Raw genomic sequence first — 17,531 nt, forward strand, 5'->3', positions numbered from 1 at the left:
CGGGTCCTCAGTTCTTTCTACGTAGAAAGCACCGCAGGCAAGGCCCCTCGGTCAGCGATAGCTGCCGAAAGACGCGCCGACCTCAAAGCTCGCGCCGGTCAGCAAGGGCAGCGTCTTCATTCTTTCTACGTAGAAAGAACCTGACCGCTCATCGCCCTGGCCGCCACGCAACCAACGGGCAGTTGAAGCGCCGGCCTTCACAATTCCAATGTGAGAGCCGGCATCCCACGGCCGAGTCAAAGCTGTCCACACATCCCTCGTATCCACTCTTTCTACGTAGAAAGAATCTGGTACAAGGAACAGTCATCAGGCGATGAGCCGTTGGTCAGCAGCACCTAGGCCAGTCGGACAATCAGGCGGCCTTCTTGTCGGCCGCTGCAGCCTTCTTGGCGGCGGCTGCGGCTTTCTTTTCTGCCTTCAGTGCTTCTTGAGACGAGTGAGGCCAAGGATTCGGCGCAAGCATGCTCTTCTGTATAAGGTCAAAGGTCCGCTGCCCTTCGGCGCTCAACTTGAATAAACGCAGTTGCAGGTCTCTTTCTTTAGATTCTGCCGAGTTAGACAAAACAACAATCAATTTTCGATTGCGCAGCTCACGGAACCCGTCCTCCGTGAAATCTCGCGCTTCTTGCCGGTCAAAACCGCTTGGCCGCAGGATGATTTGCACACCGACCTCGCATTCACCTGTGGTGTCTCTGCTCGATGCTCCGACTGCTACAAGGCAAAAAGCAGCTTGGGCCGACAGCGGCTTCTTAATAGATTTTTCGTAGCTGGCTTGGCCGAACCACGTCGGAACAAGGAACTTAGACACTTCGTAAATCAGGTGCCGCCTGTCGTCTTCTGACGATGCCGCCCCCCGCAGCTTCGCGGTGGGCACGACCTGCATCTTCGGGCCCACGTTTGGTACTGGTACTGCTTTCAATTTTGCTTTTGTATTCAAAAAAATCTCCTTTTGAGTGTGTGAGTTGCTACGTAGCAACTTCGCTTTCGCTTCCATTTTTGGAAGTGATTGATAGCTATCTTCTGATTGGATGAACGACGTCTCGTGGGATGCGAAAGGGCACGTGCTTTGCAGGGTTGAAGCCGCTTTCAATCGCGTCATGCAAAACGGCATTCACACCGCCTAGACATATAAGCGCATATTCAAGGGACTCCTTGGCCGCTTCGAGTTCACCCTCGGACCAGTTTTTACCTACAGCGAGTACGTTCTCTGCGACGACTTGGCAAATTTGTTGCACTGATGAAGTTGATTCCAAATTCTCTACTCCTGTACTGCGTCATTGCGAAACCTCCCTGGTACCGCTTGTGAGCAATCATCACAGCAGAATTCCAGCGTTATGGGCTCGCAATGGCAGCCTCTATTTGTATCTGTGAATTGAGCCACTGAACTTACAAACAGATACCTATTAACTGCCAGTAAGTTCTAGTGGCAAAAAGTTGGCTTACTCATTGCACTGTGCATGCGAGTGCACTTAATTGGGCTCGGCAGATGCACGGCGCTCGTGAGCATTGAGGCAAGCCAGGAGGCAGTCCTATTTGACTGTCTCCTGGCCTTGTTGACTTAGACTGACAGCTGCTGGGTTCCCTGCGGCCAGATTTCCTTGTACCGCTTGAGTAGTTCTACCTCAGTGACGTCGGAGTCGTAGCAGCGAAGCGTTTCGCAGACCAACATGACCACCTGCGGAAAAATGATTCGTTGATTTTTCACGCCACGACCGGTTCTTGCTGGCTCCTTAAGTTCACCGCTCTCGTACTTCTCCTCGCGTACAGCGGCAGCCAGCGCCCTCTGCAGCACGTCTGTCACTTCGTGCGCATATTTAAATGGCGCTTTGGCGTAGTACCGAACATCGGAGCCCAGTTGTTCGTACATTACTTGGTCAACTCCAGTGCGTTCAACTTCGCACAGAAACTCAAAACAAACGTCTGAAAGCATTTTTTCATCCTTAGAAAAATGCCCAGACCTCGCTCGATAGGCAAGGCCTGAGCGATTGATGTTTGACACGCTGATTGCGTGTCGAAAATTGATTTCTTTTGGGAGGTTTTTAAAGAGCACCCGATGACGGGTCCACTCGTCTGAAGACGAAGGCGGCCGGTGGATGCTCCTTGCTGAGTTGAGACTCAGGGGCGGTGGCGCATTGCGCGCTCACAAGTCGTTAGCTTAAGCTAACTACACATCTGTGCGCGCAAATTGCACTCCAGCGGCGTGGACAAGTTCACGGACACTCAGTTCACCTTGCCGTAGTCCCGTTGAAACATCGCCCGTCCAGGAAGTGCGCGGCACCACTCCTGACGGTTCACTCGAGATTGATGAACTGGGTGCTCGTTCGTTTGCTGCTTGATGTCGTTTGACATAGCGTTCTGAATGTTGAGGCAGGCACTGATTGCCCGCTTAGTGATTCAGGACTCGTTCAACATTGAGACCTCAGTCAACGAGTGCCCCATCCAAAACGATGAGGCCCGCAAATCAATGAGTGGCCAGTACCTCCCAGCGCTCAGCCATGCGTTGCACCATCTCTGTTGGCACGTCATGGCTGTTCTCCCATTTACCGAGCGCCTCGACGATTCGAAGGTTCGAAGTCATGGACCGGTAGGGCTCGATTTCCCGGAGCATTGTGAAAGTGTTGCTGACAACAACTCGCCTCCCGCTCGACAGTGCTTCTCGGGTCAATTTTTGACACCAAGCGTGAGCGTCCCGAATGCGTGTGGCGTCGTAGTGGTAGACCCCATCACGCATGAAGAACATGTCGGCTTCGTAGTGCTCGTACCCTACGAGAGTTAGCACTGAGGCCATCGTTGATTTGCCGCTGCCAGGTAGCCCGCGGATTAGGACAAGCTCTGTTTTGACCGGATGATTGGGCTGACGGGCTGTCTTCGAACAAGTTGTTTGATTGAAGGAATTTGATGGAGTTGTTTGATTTTGCATTGGGGTTCATGTTTGTGGAGCCCAGTACAGTGATGCTGTTTATATCTGGCGCGATGCTGCCGCAGTTCGTCGCCATTTACAGCGTCGACAGCCTGGACTGTTTCTTCTAGTCGGCTGCCCTACCGTTGTTGACAGGGCACTGCTTTAATTGACCGTTAGCCTTCATGATTTTTGTTTTCATGCTTTCTCTACGCGCAAATGAGAAGGGCTCGCTACATGGTGCGAGCCCTTCGTTTACTTGCCAATTTGTCTCACCTTGTGGCCCCTACTAGGGCCGGCTAGATTCCTCTCAAGCAGCCTTGCGTTCAATAGAGAAGCCGTCTTCTTTGTCTACAACAACGTACCCTTCCGCGATGTAGCGGGCCTTCATCTCCTGTATGTACAGAGGCATTCGCTCTTCATCCTGACGAATCTCAGCAGTCATCAGCGCGCCAAGGAGGCCCACAATTGCGGTCTGTATTGAGGTTGACGTACCCGAATCAGCAACAGCGCTGGACACGGCTTGTGCCGCTTCGGCTAGCTTGCTCAGAATGGCGTCGCTAAAACGATGCGGCCTGACGTTATGGTCCCGTCGCATTTCATTCATCTGACGCAGTATTTCGTAGGAGCCGACTTCCATGTCAATGAGGGACGTAGCGTTTGCATCTAACCGCATGGCGTCAAGCATTTCGCCCACTTGATTCCAATGAGCATTCAACTTCTTGACTTGTTGCTTATTCATTTGATTCCTTGAAGTATTTTTATTTCCCCAAGCAGGTTCTTTGTGACCAGCTTGGGTGTTGGCTGCCAATGGCACACGCCAGGCAGTCCATGTGATTTATTGCTGTGCATGACACAGCTCGAGAACTGCCTGATTGCAGTTCATCGCCTATTCGCGCTTGCGGGGCGAAGCCGTTGCAACCAAGCGCTCGGGTCCGGTGCCAGCGGGGATGCCGTTCGATGGGTTGCTTGCAGATTTTTAAAGAACAAACGAGCCGATGCCCGCAATGATTTATTTGAAGATTTCGTCAGGCTGAATAGCCCTGGCCTTAAGCGAGCAAAGTCGCTTTGAGCGTGTATCGACGAGTACCTCCGCCTGGGAGAGTCGCCGGTGGCGAGCTAGCTATTGAAGTAGCTAGTCGCTGATGTGTGAACGAATATTAGTTGCGCGGTGCTACAGCGGCAAGAGGGTCAAAGCCGAGCAACGTGAACTTCCTCACATCATTCTCACAATGATTCCGCGTTGCCAACGCTGCCTGTGTCGAGCCCCCTCCCCCCAATGGGGGAGACTGAGCCCCACCCTCCCCCTTCAGGTTGATAGAAAGCGGGCCATGCAGCGCCGAAACTTGCTACATCAACGACCTGCGAGGCAGACATGAGCAGAATTGACTATTCACAAGTCCGTGGCCCTCTAGCAAAGGTGCTGCATGACGCAGGCCTCTGGCTAGCGGCACGTAGCCAGCCAAACACTTCAAAGTCAACAATTGAAGGGCTTGAAGTGACAGAGTTGACGCTTGAAGAGTGGACCGATGCCTGCTCACAATGGGACTACACCCACATGGAACAAGCTACCCATTGAAAACTTCTTTTTCGCGTCTGCCAGGTGTGCCGGCATGGCCCCGCCAATTGTCATCAAAGTATCCAGCCCCAATGGCCACGCTTGCTGCCCTGCTTGCGCTGACCCTCGCCCTTGGCTGCCAGGCTGAAACAATTGTTGGCAAAGTCGTAGGCGTCGCAGACGGCGACACTGTCACTGTGCTCGATGGTGACCGAATCCAACACAAGATTCGTCTGTCTGGAATCGATGCGCCGGAGAAGAAGCAGCCCTTTGGTCAGAAGTCAAAGGAGAGCCTGTCCGGGCTTATTTTTGGAAAGGCTGTGTCCGTTGACACCACAAAAAAGGACCGGTACGGCCGTGAAATTGGCAAGGTTCTGGTTGATGGCAAAGATGCCAATCTTGAACAATTGAATCGAGGGATGGCGTGGCACTACAAGGCCTACGCGAAGGAGCAGCCGCTGACAGACCGGCAGCAATATGCAGCGACCGAACAATCAGCCAGGGATGCGAAACGAGGACTCTGGCATGATTTAGAGCCAATTCCGCCGTGGGAGTTCAGGCACAACAAAGCCAAGCACTGACTAAATTGGCGCTCAACGTCGGTAAATCAAGAATTCTTAACGAAGCTGGGCTTGGACCAGGCTACAGCTACACGGGTAGCAACCAGCTCACACAAAACTCAGTAGTTCGGAGGTCGCCAGCGGCTACTTGAGTGTGATGTTTCCCGCCTTGAATCGTGCCATTGGGTCGCCATTTTCAAAGCACCACCCCTTCGGCATGGTTGATTTAAACCCGAGTTGGTAGTCAAGATGGTCTGCCTGCTCCTTAGTAATGAAGGCAAGCATCCAGTTTTTTTGAAGTAGGCGGCCAATTTCCATGTCGTTGTGGCGACCCTCCTTTACTAACCGTCGTACTTCCCCTACTAGCACCGCACATGGAACGACATGCTCAGGGTGAGGCCTGAATTTCGGATTGGCCTCGGTTGCTGAGTAAGCCTCAGGAGAAGTTCCGATATAGATAAAATCTTTCTCGGGGTGAAGAATGTGGGAAAAGAGTCGGGTGTGGATTCCTCCACGGGCCTCCTCAACATGGTTTCGAATGTGCCTAACAATAGTGAGGCAAGTTCTGTAAACAATGTCTACTGTCGTGAAATCGGTCGAGTGCATCATGCGTGAGAATCTTTTCGGGTCTTGCGTCAACGGGTGTTAAGTCGGTCGAGCGGCATGCGCATGTCGAAGTGAATGGTAAAGCGACTCAATCTCTCGCACCGATTCGAATTGCCTTATTCATTTCGCTTGGTCCGGTACCAAGCCAACCGTCTTCCATCCTCGGCAGGCAGGTAACGAAGCTCAAACAACTTCGATTCACTCAGCACCTGAGGCCAAGTACGGCACCCATACTTTGCCGGCAACTGCTCTGGATGGTGCTGCGCGACCAATCTTTTTGCGCTGTCCAACAATGTCCATCCGGCCTCAGAAAGCTCCTCGGCCGCCTCGCGCAACACCCGCACTATTCCGGTGTTGGGCCAGTCGAAGGAGCCATCTAGGGCGATGCCGCTAACAACGAGGTCTTCAAAGGCTTCACTCTGAAGAAAGTTGGCGGCAAGTGCTTGGGTGTGAGCCATTTCATTCGCCCATTGATGAAGCTGCTCGTAGTGCATATCGATGCGTTCATAGCTTTGCATCAAATAGCTTGACGCGGCTTTACACCCGTCGATGCCTTGTACGTCGAAACGCTCAATTAGGTGATGGACGAGTTCATTGCGTAACTTGACCAACTCCTCGACGGCCGACTTTGTCTGCGCCCGCCGCTCTTTAGTCATTGAAATTCTGTGGCGCATCACAAACGAAGACCCATTTTCTACAATAGATGCGTCATTCGGAACAGGTAGGTCTGAGCCCTCAGCGACAACAAATGAATCGAACAGCGCCTTGACCAAGGTTCCTAGCGTCTTGTCGGCAAAGGCATCAACTCGGGCGGCACCTTTGGCTTCAATCTCACCCACCGAACCGGCAATCGTGTGCCGCACGAGGATTGACTTCATCAGGCGCTCGTATTGCTGCAATCGCAGCATGCAGCGCCCAAGCAAACGCTCAACTTCGCGCTGAAGGTCAGGAATGTCGCCGTAGTTCATTGGGTTCTGTGCCTAAGTCAGGAATAGCTGAAGTTGTTTCTCTGTTCATCAAAAACAACTGGCGCTCTAGCCCCCTGCATTCAATAGATTTTTGAGCTCAATGGCATCCAGCCTTGATGTAAACAACATAACAAGCTCAGCGGCACCGAGCTCATTTACGAGCTCATGCTGACGAACGGGGTGGTTTCCTAGCCGGAAGGCTTGCTCAGTCGTCCCGTCCTGGTCCACTGCAACTTTGTAGACACCCCAGGTACGCGGAATCGTGTAATTGCCATCAACGACAAAGCTTCCGTCCGCCACTGATTTCTCTTGGAGTTCTTGGAACCGCTGATTGCTCATGAAATACCCCGTTATGTCGTGCTGCGCCCGCTTGGCGGACACGGCCTTCTTTTGATATTGCCGCCTACAGCCCCGAGTACCTAATTGTCAGCAAATTTGGCCTGAAGAACGCAGGCTCCTCCTCGTCCGGGAACTCGACATCTTGAAGCCTCAAGATAGGGCTACCAAGGCGCCTGATACGCTCGAAGCGGACAAGCCAGAAAACATGATTTACCAGCAAGGCCTGCGTGTGGCGGGGGCACTCATCAAAAAAAAGATGAAGCTTACTAAGCAGGTCAGCCGGCAGTGTCCAAAGCCTCACGCCCCGCATGTCCCAAGGAAGAAGCAGCCCCTCAGAATTACATGATTGTTCTACAGGAAGTAGGAGGTCAGAGTTGTGGATGAACTCAAACCATTCATCCCAATTCTCTTCATGGTAAGGGTCGCAGTCGGCAAGTGTGGCTTGAACTTCCAACTCATCTGGAAGCTCGACACAATCGGCCAAGTCATACACCTCGCCGTCAAGCCCGCAAAGAACGGACTCTCCTTTAATTCGCCATGCTTCAGGGTCTATGTCGTCCATTGAATTTGTCCACCGGGGCGGTTCAGCGCAACGCAACCTTCGAAGCTATCCTAGCTCCTAGAGTACCCCTTGGAAGAAACGCCATGCGGGTAATCTTCCCGAGCGGAAGAATCCTTACTTAGCCTTTCACAGTGATGGGCTGATGCTCTGTGCACTCAATTTACACAAAATACCGCGTCGCCTATGGTGGATTCGTTTCGGTCTACCAATGCTCGGAGCCAGACTCAATGCGGATTTGGCGAGGGGCCATGTCCAGTGTCAATCGCAAAAGAAAACCGGCAACTTGTGCCGGTTCATTGCGTTTCTCAAGGTTCAATCAACCGCCGTCTACCCCCTGCTACGAAGACCCGCAAAGCATCCGATGACGCCCAAGCCGGCCAGCAACATGGCGTAGGTTTGCGGTTCTGGAACAGATTGGGTCACTGAAAAATCGTCAAAGTACACCGCTTCAGTCGCGTTGTATGCACTTATTAAGAAAGCCGTCGAGCTGGTGGCTGCAACGGCTTGATATGAGTAATTTTGCCAATGGCCGTACCCAGTACCAATCTTCCCTGGAGAAGCGACTATTCCTGAAAGGCTGCTACCTTGCCACCAGACTTCCATCGCATCGCTGCTACTGGTTGGCTTTTCGAAGACCCAAAAGGAAATGTCATATTTTGTACCAGGTATCGTTTTGAGGCTTTGCGAAAGAAAGGCTCCAGTAACCGGGTTCAGACAATCTGGACTAATTGACGGCGACCTGCAATGTGCTGAAGCAGAGTAACTGAGCGGCTTGTCAACTGAGTGACTTTGACCGTCGAGCTGAAAATGCTGCGCTTGCCACGGAAACAGGCTACTACCACTGAAAGTTGGGTCTAAGACTAAGTTCTCAGCATGGCTTTCCTGCGAAACCGTCAACAACAAAGCCAGTACCGTCAATGCAACGGCCCCGGTTCTTTTTGATGTGCTGCGAATATGACTGCTTTGGAGTGAATATTTTTTGACCATCGAGTGCTTCCCTGTTGATTTGAGCCTGAACTTGTCAAGCAGACCTATTGAAGTCTCAACAAGGGGTTGCCGTCCTGACCTTTGGAGCCAAAGATGCGACCCTACAAACCGCCCCCCCTAAGATAGTGGCGAGGTAGATGTGTTGTAGGGGCCAGGTGGCCGGTGACAGGCAGCAACAGAAATAGCACCGCCATCAAGATATCAACCGAGTTCCAAGTTCGTCCGCAACTAAGCCCTAACAATCGCCATATCGCCCCAGCAAGTCGTGTACTGAGGCGTCCGCCGCTCCTGCTTCATTGCCCACCCTTTGCGGTCAATCTCCAACCCCGCTCCAGCGAGCTTTAACGAACCACGCCCATACCGCCCATTGACCGCATCCATCGCTGACATCAATTTCACGCGGTCTCGCTGCCCGCTTTGATGGCAAGTTACTGCCGTCGCAGATAAGCCCGAACCCTGTTCGCTGCCAAGCCCTGGCAAGGGCTCTATGAAATTAAAGTCCAGTTCCCCCTGCTGCACATCCGTTGACTGCAAATCAACCAGCATTACCCCTGCTTTGGCGTACTTGAAACCGGTCTTGTAGATGCCGCGCAGACCTGCAATCGCCGAGGTGACGAGCAGTGCGCTGTCAGCAGTGGGTCGAACCAAGGGAACAGTCACGGTTGCGCTGTATTGCGGGTCATCCTTTCGAAACGGGCTTGTTCGAACAAAAACAACGATGGCTCCAGCAGTGCTGCCCTGCCCTCGCAGCTTCTCGGCCGCGCGACTTGTGTATTCAGCGATGGCGGTCGCCAGGTCCCTCCCCTTCGTCACCACATGACCGAAGGAACGACTCACCATAATTTGCTGTTTCGGCGCGGGTTCGTCATCGACTTCAATACATTGAGTACCTTGAAGTTCACGCACGGTCTTTTCAAGAACCACCGAGAAATGCCGCCTGGCCGTGGACGCATCGAGTCGCACCAAGTCAAGAACTGTGGACACGCCACCTTCTCGGAGCTGAGCGCCAATGCGCTTGCCAACGCCCCAGACTTCCCCGACGTCTGTCGCGGCAAAAACGGCATGCATGTCGTCTTGCGACATCGCGCCGAGGTGACAGACCTGAGCCAGCCTCTCTGGGTAGCTACCAGGCTTTCGTTCGGTGGTTTTGGAGATGTAGTTGGCAAGCTTGGCCAGGGTCTTTGTCGGTCCGATACCTACGCCACAGGGGATACCAACCCACTGCAATATTTGGGCTCGCATATCTCGACACATAACGACCAAATCACCCTGAACCCCCGTGAAGTCTAGAAATGACTCGTCAATGGAGTAAATCTCTTGCCTCGGGGCATAGCTCGACGCGACAACCATCATCCGGTCGGACATATCTCCGTACAGCGCAAAATTTGCACTCAAAGCAACCAGGCCATGGTCGCGTTCGAAGTCCTTGCATTGAAACCAGGGGTGGCCCATCCGAACGCCGAGAGCTTTGGCTTCATTTGAGCGCGCGATGGCGCAACCGTCGTTATTGGATAGAACTACGACGGGCCGGCCGACAAGTGATGGCCTAAAGACGCGCTCGCATGAGACGTAGAAATTGTTGCCATCAACAAGCGCAAACATAGCAGGGCGACATGCTGAGTTCAGACGCGCATCGATTTGATGGCAGTCGTGACAACCCCCCAGACTTCAACGGTCTGTCCGTCGCGCGGGAGGATATCCGGGTAGGTCGGGTTGGCGGCTTGGAGCTTCAGGTTGCTGCCACGCTTCCAGAGTCGCTTGACGGTGAACTCTCCGTCAACAACTGCGACAACAACGTGGCCATGGGTCGGTTTGATGGCCCGGTCGACAAGTACAACGTCACCGTCATCAATGCCAGCCTCCCGCATAGAAGCCCCCCGCACGCGCATCAGAAAGGTCGCCTGCGGGTGTTTGATGAGTTCCTTGTTGAGGTCAATGCGCTCGACGCCATGGTCTTCAGCTGGCGAAGGGAAACCCGCTTGGACTGAGCCGAGGAGGCCTTTTACCCAGGCGGCGTCTACGGCGACAACGGGCACTGGTGAGGATGGACCATCTGTCGAAGAGTGCGCTTGCGAAATACTGTACATAACAACAGTTTACGCCTTGCGGCCACCCAGACTGAAAGCCGAAGAATTTCCGGATGTCAGAACGGCAACTGAATGCCCCCGGAAGTCCTGCGCTCAAGTCGTCATCAAAACATCAATGTCCGACGATTTGAGCAGCGCCAGGTAGTGTTCGTCGACCACCTCATAGCTCTTCGGCGCCTTTCAAGCGATTCCGCCACTTGCCTCAGCACTTTTGTACCCCCATTCGGCGATTCGATGGCTAGTGTGGGCATCAGCTACCACTCCAGCCCGTTCACCTATGTCCTGAAGCGCGTCATCACGTTTCAACAACCGCTCCAACCACCGCTCAAGGTGGAAGCGCCCAGCCAGCATGTCTGATTTGCTCCTGTTGCAACCGGGATGCGCCAATACGAAGTTCTGAGCCAAGTCGCGCGGATACAAAACAAAGGGAATGAAATGGTCCACGTCAAACGTGGCCAGCGCTTGACCGCAGTAGAAGCACGAGTTTCCATCGAGCTTCTTCAGACCCTCTCCGACAAGTGCAAGAGACTGCCTTGACGTTGAAAACAAGAATTCCTCTAAGTCCCCTGCCTCGCCCAGAATACTCGTGTTTCTACGGTTGGACTTGATGTGCTCGACCCAGCGCGCCCGGCTAAGCTGCTGGACAAAGGGATGGAAGCGACGGAAGCAGTAAGCAACTCCTGGCAGCAAGCGAACCCTCCCCCCTCCAAGCCTTTCGTACAGAAAAGGGTCGGTTGAACCTCCAAAATTCTGCAAGTACTTCAGCGGCTGGGCCGAAACAGTTTGGCAGACTTGAGACAACATCGCGTTGTAGGCGGGATGGGCTCGAGCTTGGTGAATCGAAACTGCCCCCACTGTTGAACGGAAGTTCGCGATGGCGGAGACCACTGCTGCCTGTGCACCATTGTTCTGAGTCAGAATTCCAGGTGCGGTACCCAATCTACCCGCCCCGTAGGGCAACGCTTGCTTCCAATACAAATCGACGAAGCGTTCACCTATCTGCCTTGTTGTCAGAATCAACTCGCTGCCATCATCAGAGCCAAGCTCTACAGCAAGGTCTGACAGGGAAATGATGAGCGCTAACTTGTAGGTTGCAGTGAAGTCAGCCTCGTTCAATAGACGCTGAAGCTTCGACAAGAAGCCAAGCAAGACTTCGGCAGGTGGCGGAGGTGCCTTAAACATACCTATCGATTTGACCAGTAGTCAGCCTTGTCCGGTATGACCCATCGGACGCCGCCGCGGGGGTCCGGCAAATCGCCCTCAAACCTTGGAATCAGGTGGATATGCAAATGTGGAACCGTCTGGCCAGCTGCTGCTCCATCATTGATTCCAATATTGAAACCGTCCGGCTGGAATTCGGCCTCGGCAGCCAATTTCGCACTTTCAAGCAAAGCCAGAAATGCATGCTGCTCATCCGTTGATGCATCGAAAAAGGATGCGATATGTCGCTTTGGGATGACTAGGCTGTGCCCTGGCGAAACGGGGTATCCATCCCGAATCCAGACAGCATGCTCGTTCTGCCCCTCGATGCGATTGGATGGAAGCGTGCAAAAAGGGCAGAGAGTTGCAGACACGAAGATTTACTCAGCAAGGCGCCGGAAGGACGCTCGATAGTCGATGGGCTCAAGATGAAGGTGCTTCGAAACGTCGCCTTGCAGCATATACAAGGCTGGCTCCTGCCGGAACTGGAAGACGCGGTACAGAAAGAAGGCGTCTTCCGTCTCCTTGGAAAAATCAAGTTCATTACGGCTAATGATGAAACTAGACGCATGCGTGCTGTTGGTCGTCTTGACCTCGATGTACCGTGGTTGACTCGGCGTGTCGTAGGACAAGATGTCGTAACCGGCGCCATCCCCCAGCCGGTCAGATATCCAATCAACTCGCTGATACAGCTCAGGCTGGCCCGCCTCATTCATCCGTTGCTGCTCAAACTCGAGAACCCACTGCTCTCCGGCCCGGCCGAGACGGCGATTGGACTCATCACGCGCGGCGAAATCAATCTTTCGTGGAAGACGTACGCGAGGTCCCTGTGTTTCCAAGCGCACCACAATTTCTACGGGCGGGGGGTTCACCAAGACCGCTTTAAATTCACGTTCCCCCGGAGCCTTCATCTCTTCCATCGCATCGACAACCTGACCCACAAGCTCAGCGTGTTCCAGTACGTATTGCTGAACCGCCTTGCGCAGCAGTAACTGCACATTGCTGCTTGGTTTGTAGCCTGGGATGAACGGAAGTCCCATGCTGTGGAGCACTGAACTAACGTTCTGGTGCTTGAACTCCACTGAAGCCTTGCTGCGCCCATTTAACTGCTGACGCAACGCAGTATTGAACGCAGCTTTGACATAGGCTTCCTGCCTTGAGTCAAGCGCGAGCATTTCGAAATAGGCAGCCACTGTTGCCTGGACTTCTTCCTGGCTCCAATCTTCGCCAATCTTCACGACCTCAAACCCGAGGCTCTGCAACTTGGGCACAACGGTAGCCTCACCACCAGAAAAGTCGCCCGGTTTGAGTGGACCTTCGTCGGGGTACTGATAGCCATATGCTGCGCCAATGATTGCTTTCGAGTCGCACCGCTCACCCGAATTCGGATTACAAACAAGGTAGTCCCGGGACTTTCCAAAACCGTAGCGCTCAAGAAACGCTGTCCGCCCCAGGAGACCAAACTCATCGAGTGCGGCCTGCACAGCTGCAGGGCTCCGAAGGCGCGATAACTCAGCAGCCACTCAGAAACCCGCCAACACAAAGCATGTTTGGACTTGGACTAGCCTGGCCACTCATCGGAACATCCATCCCTGAAGGTGCCGTCGAAATCGCTGAAAACTGCAGGCGCTTGAAAGACATAACTGCATTCTAAAGCGCAATGCCAGAACCCAAAGGGAAGCGCTTAATGGCGAACAGGCTAGACGGGCTAGCCTTGCTGTTGCACAAGAATTTGGGCTAACTGGTCCGGCTAGGTGTCAGAGCATTGAGCAGCAATCAAAGCCGGCAACGCTCAATCAGCTCACTTTGTTAGCAAGCAAATCCTCAGCCGTCTTGCCCGCAGCAATTGCCGCCTTAAACCACCCTGGCCGAGTGCCCTTGCCTGTCCAATTGTTGCCAGTCCCATCGGTGTACTTGATAACACCGGCAGGCTTCTTGGCCGCGGCGTTCTTGCGCGGCTTCTTGGCCGGAGTATCAGCTTTGGCAACAACAGCTTTTCGCCCTTTGCGCCCAACAAGACCAAGGTCTTCTGCTGTCAATTTGTAGTGCTCGATTGCGCCTTTGATTCTCTCGATGACGTCAGCGACTTCTTTGCGTCGGAGAGTGTCAGCCTTTGCCTGCAGTGCGGCGATTTGAGCGTTAATTGCAGCAAGTGCAGTGCCAGGATTCTTTGTAACCATGTTTGGGACCTCTTTGTAGGCAGCGTAGGGACTGGAAGTTCAGAAGAACGCTACTGTTTGAATGTTAGCAAGACCTGGCGCCGTTCGATAGCGCCGGATTGTTGTCAATGGAATGCGATTGACAACTCTTTCGAATTCAACTGCCAAATGACGAGTTGATGTACTGCACGCGCGTGTTGCTAACATGACCTCCAAAAGGAACACTTTGGCTCCCTGGTCCTTGAAAGCTCCAAATGTCTCATGAAGGTGCACGCTTGAACGGTCTTCCCTGGATTACATGCAAATGAGTGACAGCAGCCCCCGTTTTCGCTCCCTTGGCGCAAAGAGGCCTCCTATGTTGGCGGCAGAATTCAAAGCACCACAAGTCAGGCGCTTCTGGCCAAAAATCGGAGTCGCGGCCTTCTTGATTTCAATGCTGGTCGTAGGACTAAATTGGTCACAAATGGCCAACACAATTGCGCTCCAGAAGGCCTACCAGCACGATAGGGCCGCCCAGCACCGGTTTGAACTCGCTGTTGACCGCCGTATCAATGAGCATGCCGAGCGCTTGCACATTGCAAGCAAGGCGGCTGCAACTGAGTTGTCGACGTTTACTTCGTGCGCGCAAATCGTTTACTACTTGGCGTGGGACTCCGCTCGGTCAACTTCAGAAACGGAAGCCTTCTTGAGCAAAACGGCGGTAGCAAAAATTGCACCCGCATTCAACGCATTGGCCGCGGACATAGAGGCTGACCTCAAGCTATTCGAGGCTGAGCTGCGCGAAAGCTCAAGACCTTTCACGGGGCAGGTTTCAAGTACCAAGGGAAGCGGGAACCCACAGCTATTCCAGATGGCCATGGAAAAGGACGATAAGAAGGCAGTTCAAGATGCGTCGAAGCCTATGGTTGCTGAGGTAAAAAGAGTTGCCTTTGACTCCATATTCTTCACCTCAGAATTCGAAGCGCTTGCTACTTCGCTATGGAGAAGCTTAAGTTCCTTGGCGAGGGTAACTTTTGCAAAGCAGGTTACCAGGGTCGCGGCCTCGGCAAGTATTGCCGCCGCTAGCGGGCGCCTGCCTATTGGGGAAATCATTGCTGCGGTAATGCTGGCATGGTCCGCATATGACATTCACGAAGCGTCAAAGCAATTTAAACTTCAGGCCCAAGGTGCATTAACTGAATCGCTCTTGCACACAAAACAGCATCTTCGCGACGCTTCGTTTCGTTCGGCGGCGGATGCTGTCAAGAGACATCAGCAGGAACTCTTAGACTTGGCTAAGTTAAGTGCGCCTCAAGGATAGCAGCACTTCGGACAAGCTCCATTTCCCCATCCGAACGCGGGGCCTGTTGGCCGAACGGGCGATAGGGATACCTCGAGAAGGTTCTGAACACTGCCACCTTAGCAGCACAGGTGTTCGTATTACTTGCGCGGAACACACTCCAAGTCAAAATCGGAACAACCCATTTTGAAATTGCGGTATCGAATCGGGCCTGTTTCATGGCTATTTGTCACAACATGCTTTCCGTCGGGAACACCCTTGACAAACATTCCCTCAGTGGAAATAACTATCCCCTCTGGAATTCCAACAACGAGTTTCCCCAGCCCAGTTACCGGACTACCGGGCTTGCAAGATGGACCTATCCATCTTGCGCTATGGTAGTACTCACTTGCCCTCTTGGTTTCGGGACCAACTTGAACATAATATAAACATCCCGACCTTGTTTTCAGGGGAGCCCAAGAATTTTTGTCGGCTGCATTTGCATTATTTGCCGACGCCAATAGTACAAACATCACTGCAGATAAATTTTTTTTCACAACAACCTCAAATCATGCCTTCAACAAAATTCAATCTAAATAATATTAGAAATAAATATCACAAACCACAATCGAAAAAAAATACAACCACATTAACTACCCACCCTCACACTGGGTATTTTTGCCAAAATCTCAATTAACAATTAAAATACAGCACACGCAATTTAGCAAACTGCCAAATTTCATATTCATGATGCGTTGCCAGAAAAAATGCCCAATAGAACACGCTATAAATTATATGCCTGGCACCAACAAGTGTAACGCGACCTTGACGTCACGGAATCTATTGCAAATAGTATTACAGCGGCCTACTAGAGGCAACCTTAAATATTTATCCAAAAATAAATAGCAAGCATTCTTACGAAACATCAACGCACGGCGCAAAAAAAACTGTCAAAGCATACCACTAGACAAAATAGTCCTATTTCCCCTTGAATCTCCGTGCAATCTAACCACGGCACATTCCCATGAAATATCAAATCTAGAGCCAGTCCAGACAGCATCTGCCGAAACAATCGATTCCCCGGTAGATGGTAAGCAATGAGCCGATATTTCAGGTGGCACATTGAGCTCAAGTACTTCTATTACGTCATCAAGAACACATTGGTCACCCGGGGCCAACGACCTTGGAATGCAGTAGGCGGCAAAAGGCAAATATTTTTTTGACAATGGTGCTTCAGAAGGCCAAACAACCTTCCAGCTGTCATTGAGGAGGGCATGTCCATTGGCCACCTCTTCATACAACTCAATTTCACAAGTTACCGAGTTTTTATATGCCGTCCAATCCTCATACATGCTTACCATGATGGCGCCGCCCCTTAAGCCAGCCCGATACTCGGAACGTTGGTCCAAATTCAGTTCAATTCCCTTCAAAATACCAGGGTCGATTTCACTCAAACAATCCACAACCGACTCAACACAACAATTAACCTGAACGCCAATCAATTTAAATCCACTGCGACTGGCGAGAACCATTTCAGAAATAGTCCACGCAGTGTCAATCAATTTTTTTTCAGACATACAATAAATTAAAACCACTCTGCGGTTGAAATACAACCATCAATGCGACGCGAATTTAAAACCTCTATTTAGGCAGCCCGTCTTACAATCACCATATCGCTTCCAAACCTCTTCATTATTACTTATCAAGAAATGGCGAAATTCGATAGTGTCTCCACGCTAGAAAAATAGTCAAAACAATAATTCTATCGGCTTGAATTTGAATTTCGTGTCGCGTAGGGTGCAAATTCGACTGGCTGGCTCGAACAAACCTGCGCTACGCAGTAAATGTCACATCGAAAAAAGGCCAGCCTGTTGACTGACCGGACTTAAATCCGAGTTCGGCTCATCAAGGCCGAAAGGGCTTCATCGAAGCCCTTTCGGCGAAATCAACGCAATCTCTTCAAAAAGCGTTGAATACCGCCGTTTTAGCTCATAAAAATCTTCCATTATTTCAACTGAGCTTCGTGAAATTTCTTCAATCCTGACATCTTGGGACCAAGACATTTCCGCTATCTCACTTTTCGGACGAGCCACACCGGAAGTTCTTGCATAAAAGACTTTATGGGAACAATAGCTACTCTCGGTTTCGAACAGAAACAGCAATGAACTAGCTTCCAAATCAACCTCCTCTTTCAGCTCACGAATCGCGGCCACCAATCTTGGCTCACCTCTATTCGCTGAACCACCGGGAAGCATGAACCTGTCGCTCTTCATTCGCACAAGCAAAACACCTCGACTGCTCTCAACTATTGCAGTTCCGCGTCTCTTCTTTGACATCTAAAGCTCCGC

The 17,531-nt window shown here is 52.1% G+C and carries 20 protein-coding genes; 3 read left to right on the forward strand and 17 right to left on the reverse strand.

Annotated elements, in window-relative coordinates; all coding sequences use genetic code 11:
* Positions 1-352: 352 nt before the first annotated feature.
* The 4 genes from LNV09_RS14465 to LNV09_RS14480 form a co-directional block, all read right to left on the reverse strand.
* Positions 353-1,099 carry a hypothetical protein gene (locus LNV09_RS14465; protein ID WP_263557769.1) on the reverse strand — a complete coding sequence of 249 codons (747 nt, stop codon included), beginning with the start codon at positions 1,097-1,099 and terminating at the stop codon, positions 353-355.
* Between the two features lie 459 nt (positions 1,100-1,558).
* Entirely contained in the window at positions 1,559-1,930 is a 372-nt protein-coding gene (locus LNV09_RS14470; RefSeq protein WP_263557770.1) for a hypothetical protein, read from the reverse strand.
* Between the two features lie 531 nt (positions 1,931-2,461).
* Positions 2,462-2,920, reverse strand: a complete 459-nt coding sequence (locus LNV09_RS14475; RefSeq protein ID WP_263557771.1) for an AAA family ATPase — start codon at positions 2,918-2,920, stop codon at positions 2,462-2,464.
* Between the two features lie 289 nt (positions 2,921-3,209).
* On the reverse strand, positions 3,210-3,710 hold the full coding sequence (locus LNV09_RS14480; protein WP_263557772.1) for a hypothetical protein: 501 nt from the start codon (positions 3,708-3,710) through the stop codon (positions 3,210-3,212).
* 564 nt (positions 3,711-4,274) lie between these two features.
* Here LNV09_RS14480 and LNV09_RS14485 point away from each other — a divergent pair.
* A complete protein-coding gene (locus LNV09_RS14485; RefSeq protein ID WP_263557773.1) occupies positions 4,275-4,478 on the forward strand; it encodes a hypothetical protein in 204 nt (67 codons plus the stop codon).
* Between the two features lie 71 nt (positions 4,479-4,549).
* Complete coding sequence (locus LNV09_RS14490; protein WP_263557774.1) at positions 4,550-5,038, forward strand: thermonuclease family protein; 489 nt, start codon at positions 4,550-4,552, stop codon at positions 5,036-5,038.
* A 123-nt stretch (positions 5,039-5,161) separates the two neighbouring features.
* On the opposite strand, the gene LNV09_RS14495 is transcribed toward LNV09_RS14490, so the two are convergent.
* The 11 genes from LNV09_RS14495 to LNV09_RS14545 form a co-directional block, all read right to left on the reverse strand.
* Positions 5,162-5,626 (reverse strand): hypothetical protein, encoded by a 465-nt coding sequence (locus LNV09_RS14495; protein ID WP_263557775.1) that lies wholly within the window; start codon positions 5,624-5,626, stop codon positions 5,162-5,164.
* Positions 5,627-5,739: 113 nt separating this feature from the next.
* The gene (locus tag LNV09_RS14500; RefSeq protein WP_263557776.1) at positions 5,740-6,591 is read right to left on the reverse strand and encodes an OST-HTH/LOTUS domain-containing protein; all 852 of its coding nucleotides are present in this window, start codon (positions 6,589-6,591) and stop codon (positions 5,740-5,742) included.
* A gap of 66 nt (positions 6,592-6,657) precedes the next feature.
* Positions 6,658-6,972, reverse strand: a complete 315-nt coding sequence (locus LNV09_RS14505) for a hypothetical protein (protein WP_263557777.1) — start codon at positions 6,970-6,972, stop codon at positions 6,658-6,660.
* Positions 6,973-6,994: 22 nt separating this feature from the next.
* Complete coding sequence (locus tag LNV09_RS14510; RefSeq protein ID WP_263557778.1) at positions 6,995-7,492, reverse strand: hypothetical protein; 498 nt, start codon at positions 7,490-7,492, stop codon at positions 6,995-6,997.
* A gap of 327 nt (positions 7,493-7,819) precedes the next feature.
* Positions 7,820-8,479 carry a PEP-CTERM sorting domain-containing protein gene (locus LNV09_RS14515; protein ID WP_263557779.1) on the reverse strand — a complete coding sequence of 220 codons (660 nt, stop codon included), beginning with the start codon at positions 8,477-8,479 and terminating at the stop codon, positions 7,820-7,822.
* A gap of 228 nt (positions 8,480-8,707) precedes the next feature.
* On the reverse strand, positions 8,708-10,081 hold the full coding sequence (locus tag LNV09_RS14520; protein WP_263557780.1) for a Y-family DNA polymerase: 1,374 nt from the start codon (positions 10,079-10,081) through the stop codon (positions 8,708-8,710).
* 20 nt (positions 10,082-10,101) lie between these two features.
* Complete coding sequence (locus LNV09_RS14525; RefSeq protein WP_411969288.1) at positions 10,102-10,566, reverse strand: LexA family protein; 465 nt, start codon at positions 10,564-10,566, stop codon at positions 10,102-10,104.
* 180 nt (positions 10,567-10,746) lie between these two features.
* Positions 10,747-11,748 (reverse strand): HNH endonuclease, encoded by a 1,002-nt coding sequence (locus LNV09_RS14530; RefSeq protein ID WP_263557782.1) that lies wholly within the window; start codon positions 11,746-11,748, stop codon positions 10,747-10,749.
* Positions 11,749-11,750: 2 nt separating this feature from the next.
* Positions 11,751-12,140 carry an HIT family protein gene (locus LNV09_RS14535; RefSeq protein ID WP_263557783.1) on the reverse strand — a complete coding sequence of 130 codons (390 nt, stop codon included), beginning with the start codon at positions 12,138-12,140 and terminating at the stop codon, positions 11,751-11,753.
* Between the two features lie 6 nt (positions 12,141-12,146).
* Positions 12,147-13,250 carry a protein NO VEIN domain-containing protein gene (locus LNV09_RS14540; protein WP_263557784.1) on the reverse strand — a complete coding sequence of 368 codons (1,104 nt, stop codon included), beginning with the start codon at positions 13,248-13,250 and terminating at the stop codon, positions 12,147-12,149.
* Between the two features lie 312 nt (positions 13,251-13,562).
* Positions 13,563-13,946 carry an H-NS histone family protein gene (locus LNV09_RS14545; RefSeq protein WP_263557785.1) on the reverse strand — a complete coding sequence of 128 codons (384 nt, stop codon included), beginning with the start codon at positions 13,944-13,946 and terminating at the stop codon, positions 13,563-13,565.
* A gap of 334 nt (positions 13,947-14,280) precedes the next feature.
* Between LNV09_RS14545 and LNV09_RS14550 the strand changes: the two genes are divergently transcribed.
* Complete coding sequence (locus LNV09_RS14550) at positions 14,281-15,225, forward strand: hypothetical protein (protein WP_263557786.1); 945 nt, start codon at positions 14,281-14,283, stop codon at positions 15,223-15,225.
* Between the two features lie 908 nt (positions 15,226-16,133).
* Here the strand turns inward: LNV09_RS14550 and LNV09_RS14555 are convergent.
* Together LNV09_RS14555 and LNV09_RS14560 are read right to left on the reverse strand one after the other, a co-directional pair.
* On the reverse strand, positions 16,134-16,760 hold the full coding sequence (locus LNV09_RS14555) for a hypothetical protein (RefSeq protein WP_263557787.1): 627 nt from the start codon (positions 16,758-16,760) through the stop codon (positions 16,134-16,136).
* A gap of 345 nt (positions 16,761-17,105) precedes the next feature.
* Positions 17,106-17,519, reverse strand: a complete 414-nt coding sequence (locus LNV09_RS14560) for an NUDIX domain-containing protein (protein WP_263557788.1) — start codon at positions 17,517-17,519, stop codon at positions 17,106-17,108.
* Between the last annotated feature and the right edge of the window lie 12 nt (positions 17,520-17,531).

This window comes from Paucibacter sp. B2R-40 (genome assembly GCF_025717555.1).
GTDB lineage: Bacteria > Pseudomonadota > Gammaproteobacteria > Burkholderiales > Burkholderiaceae_C > Paucibacter_A.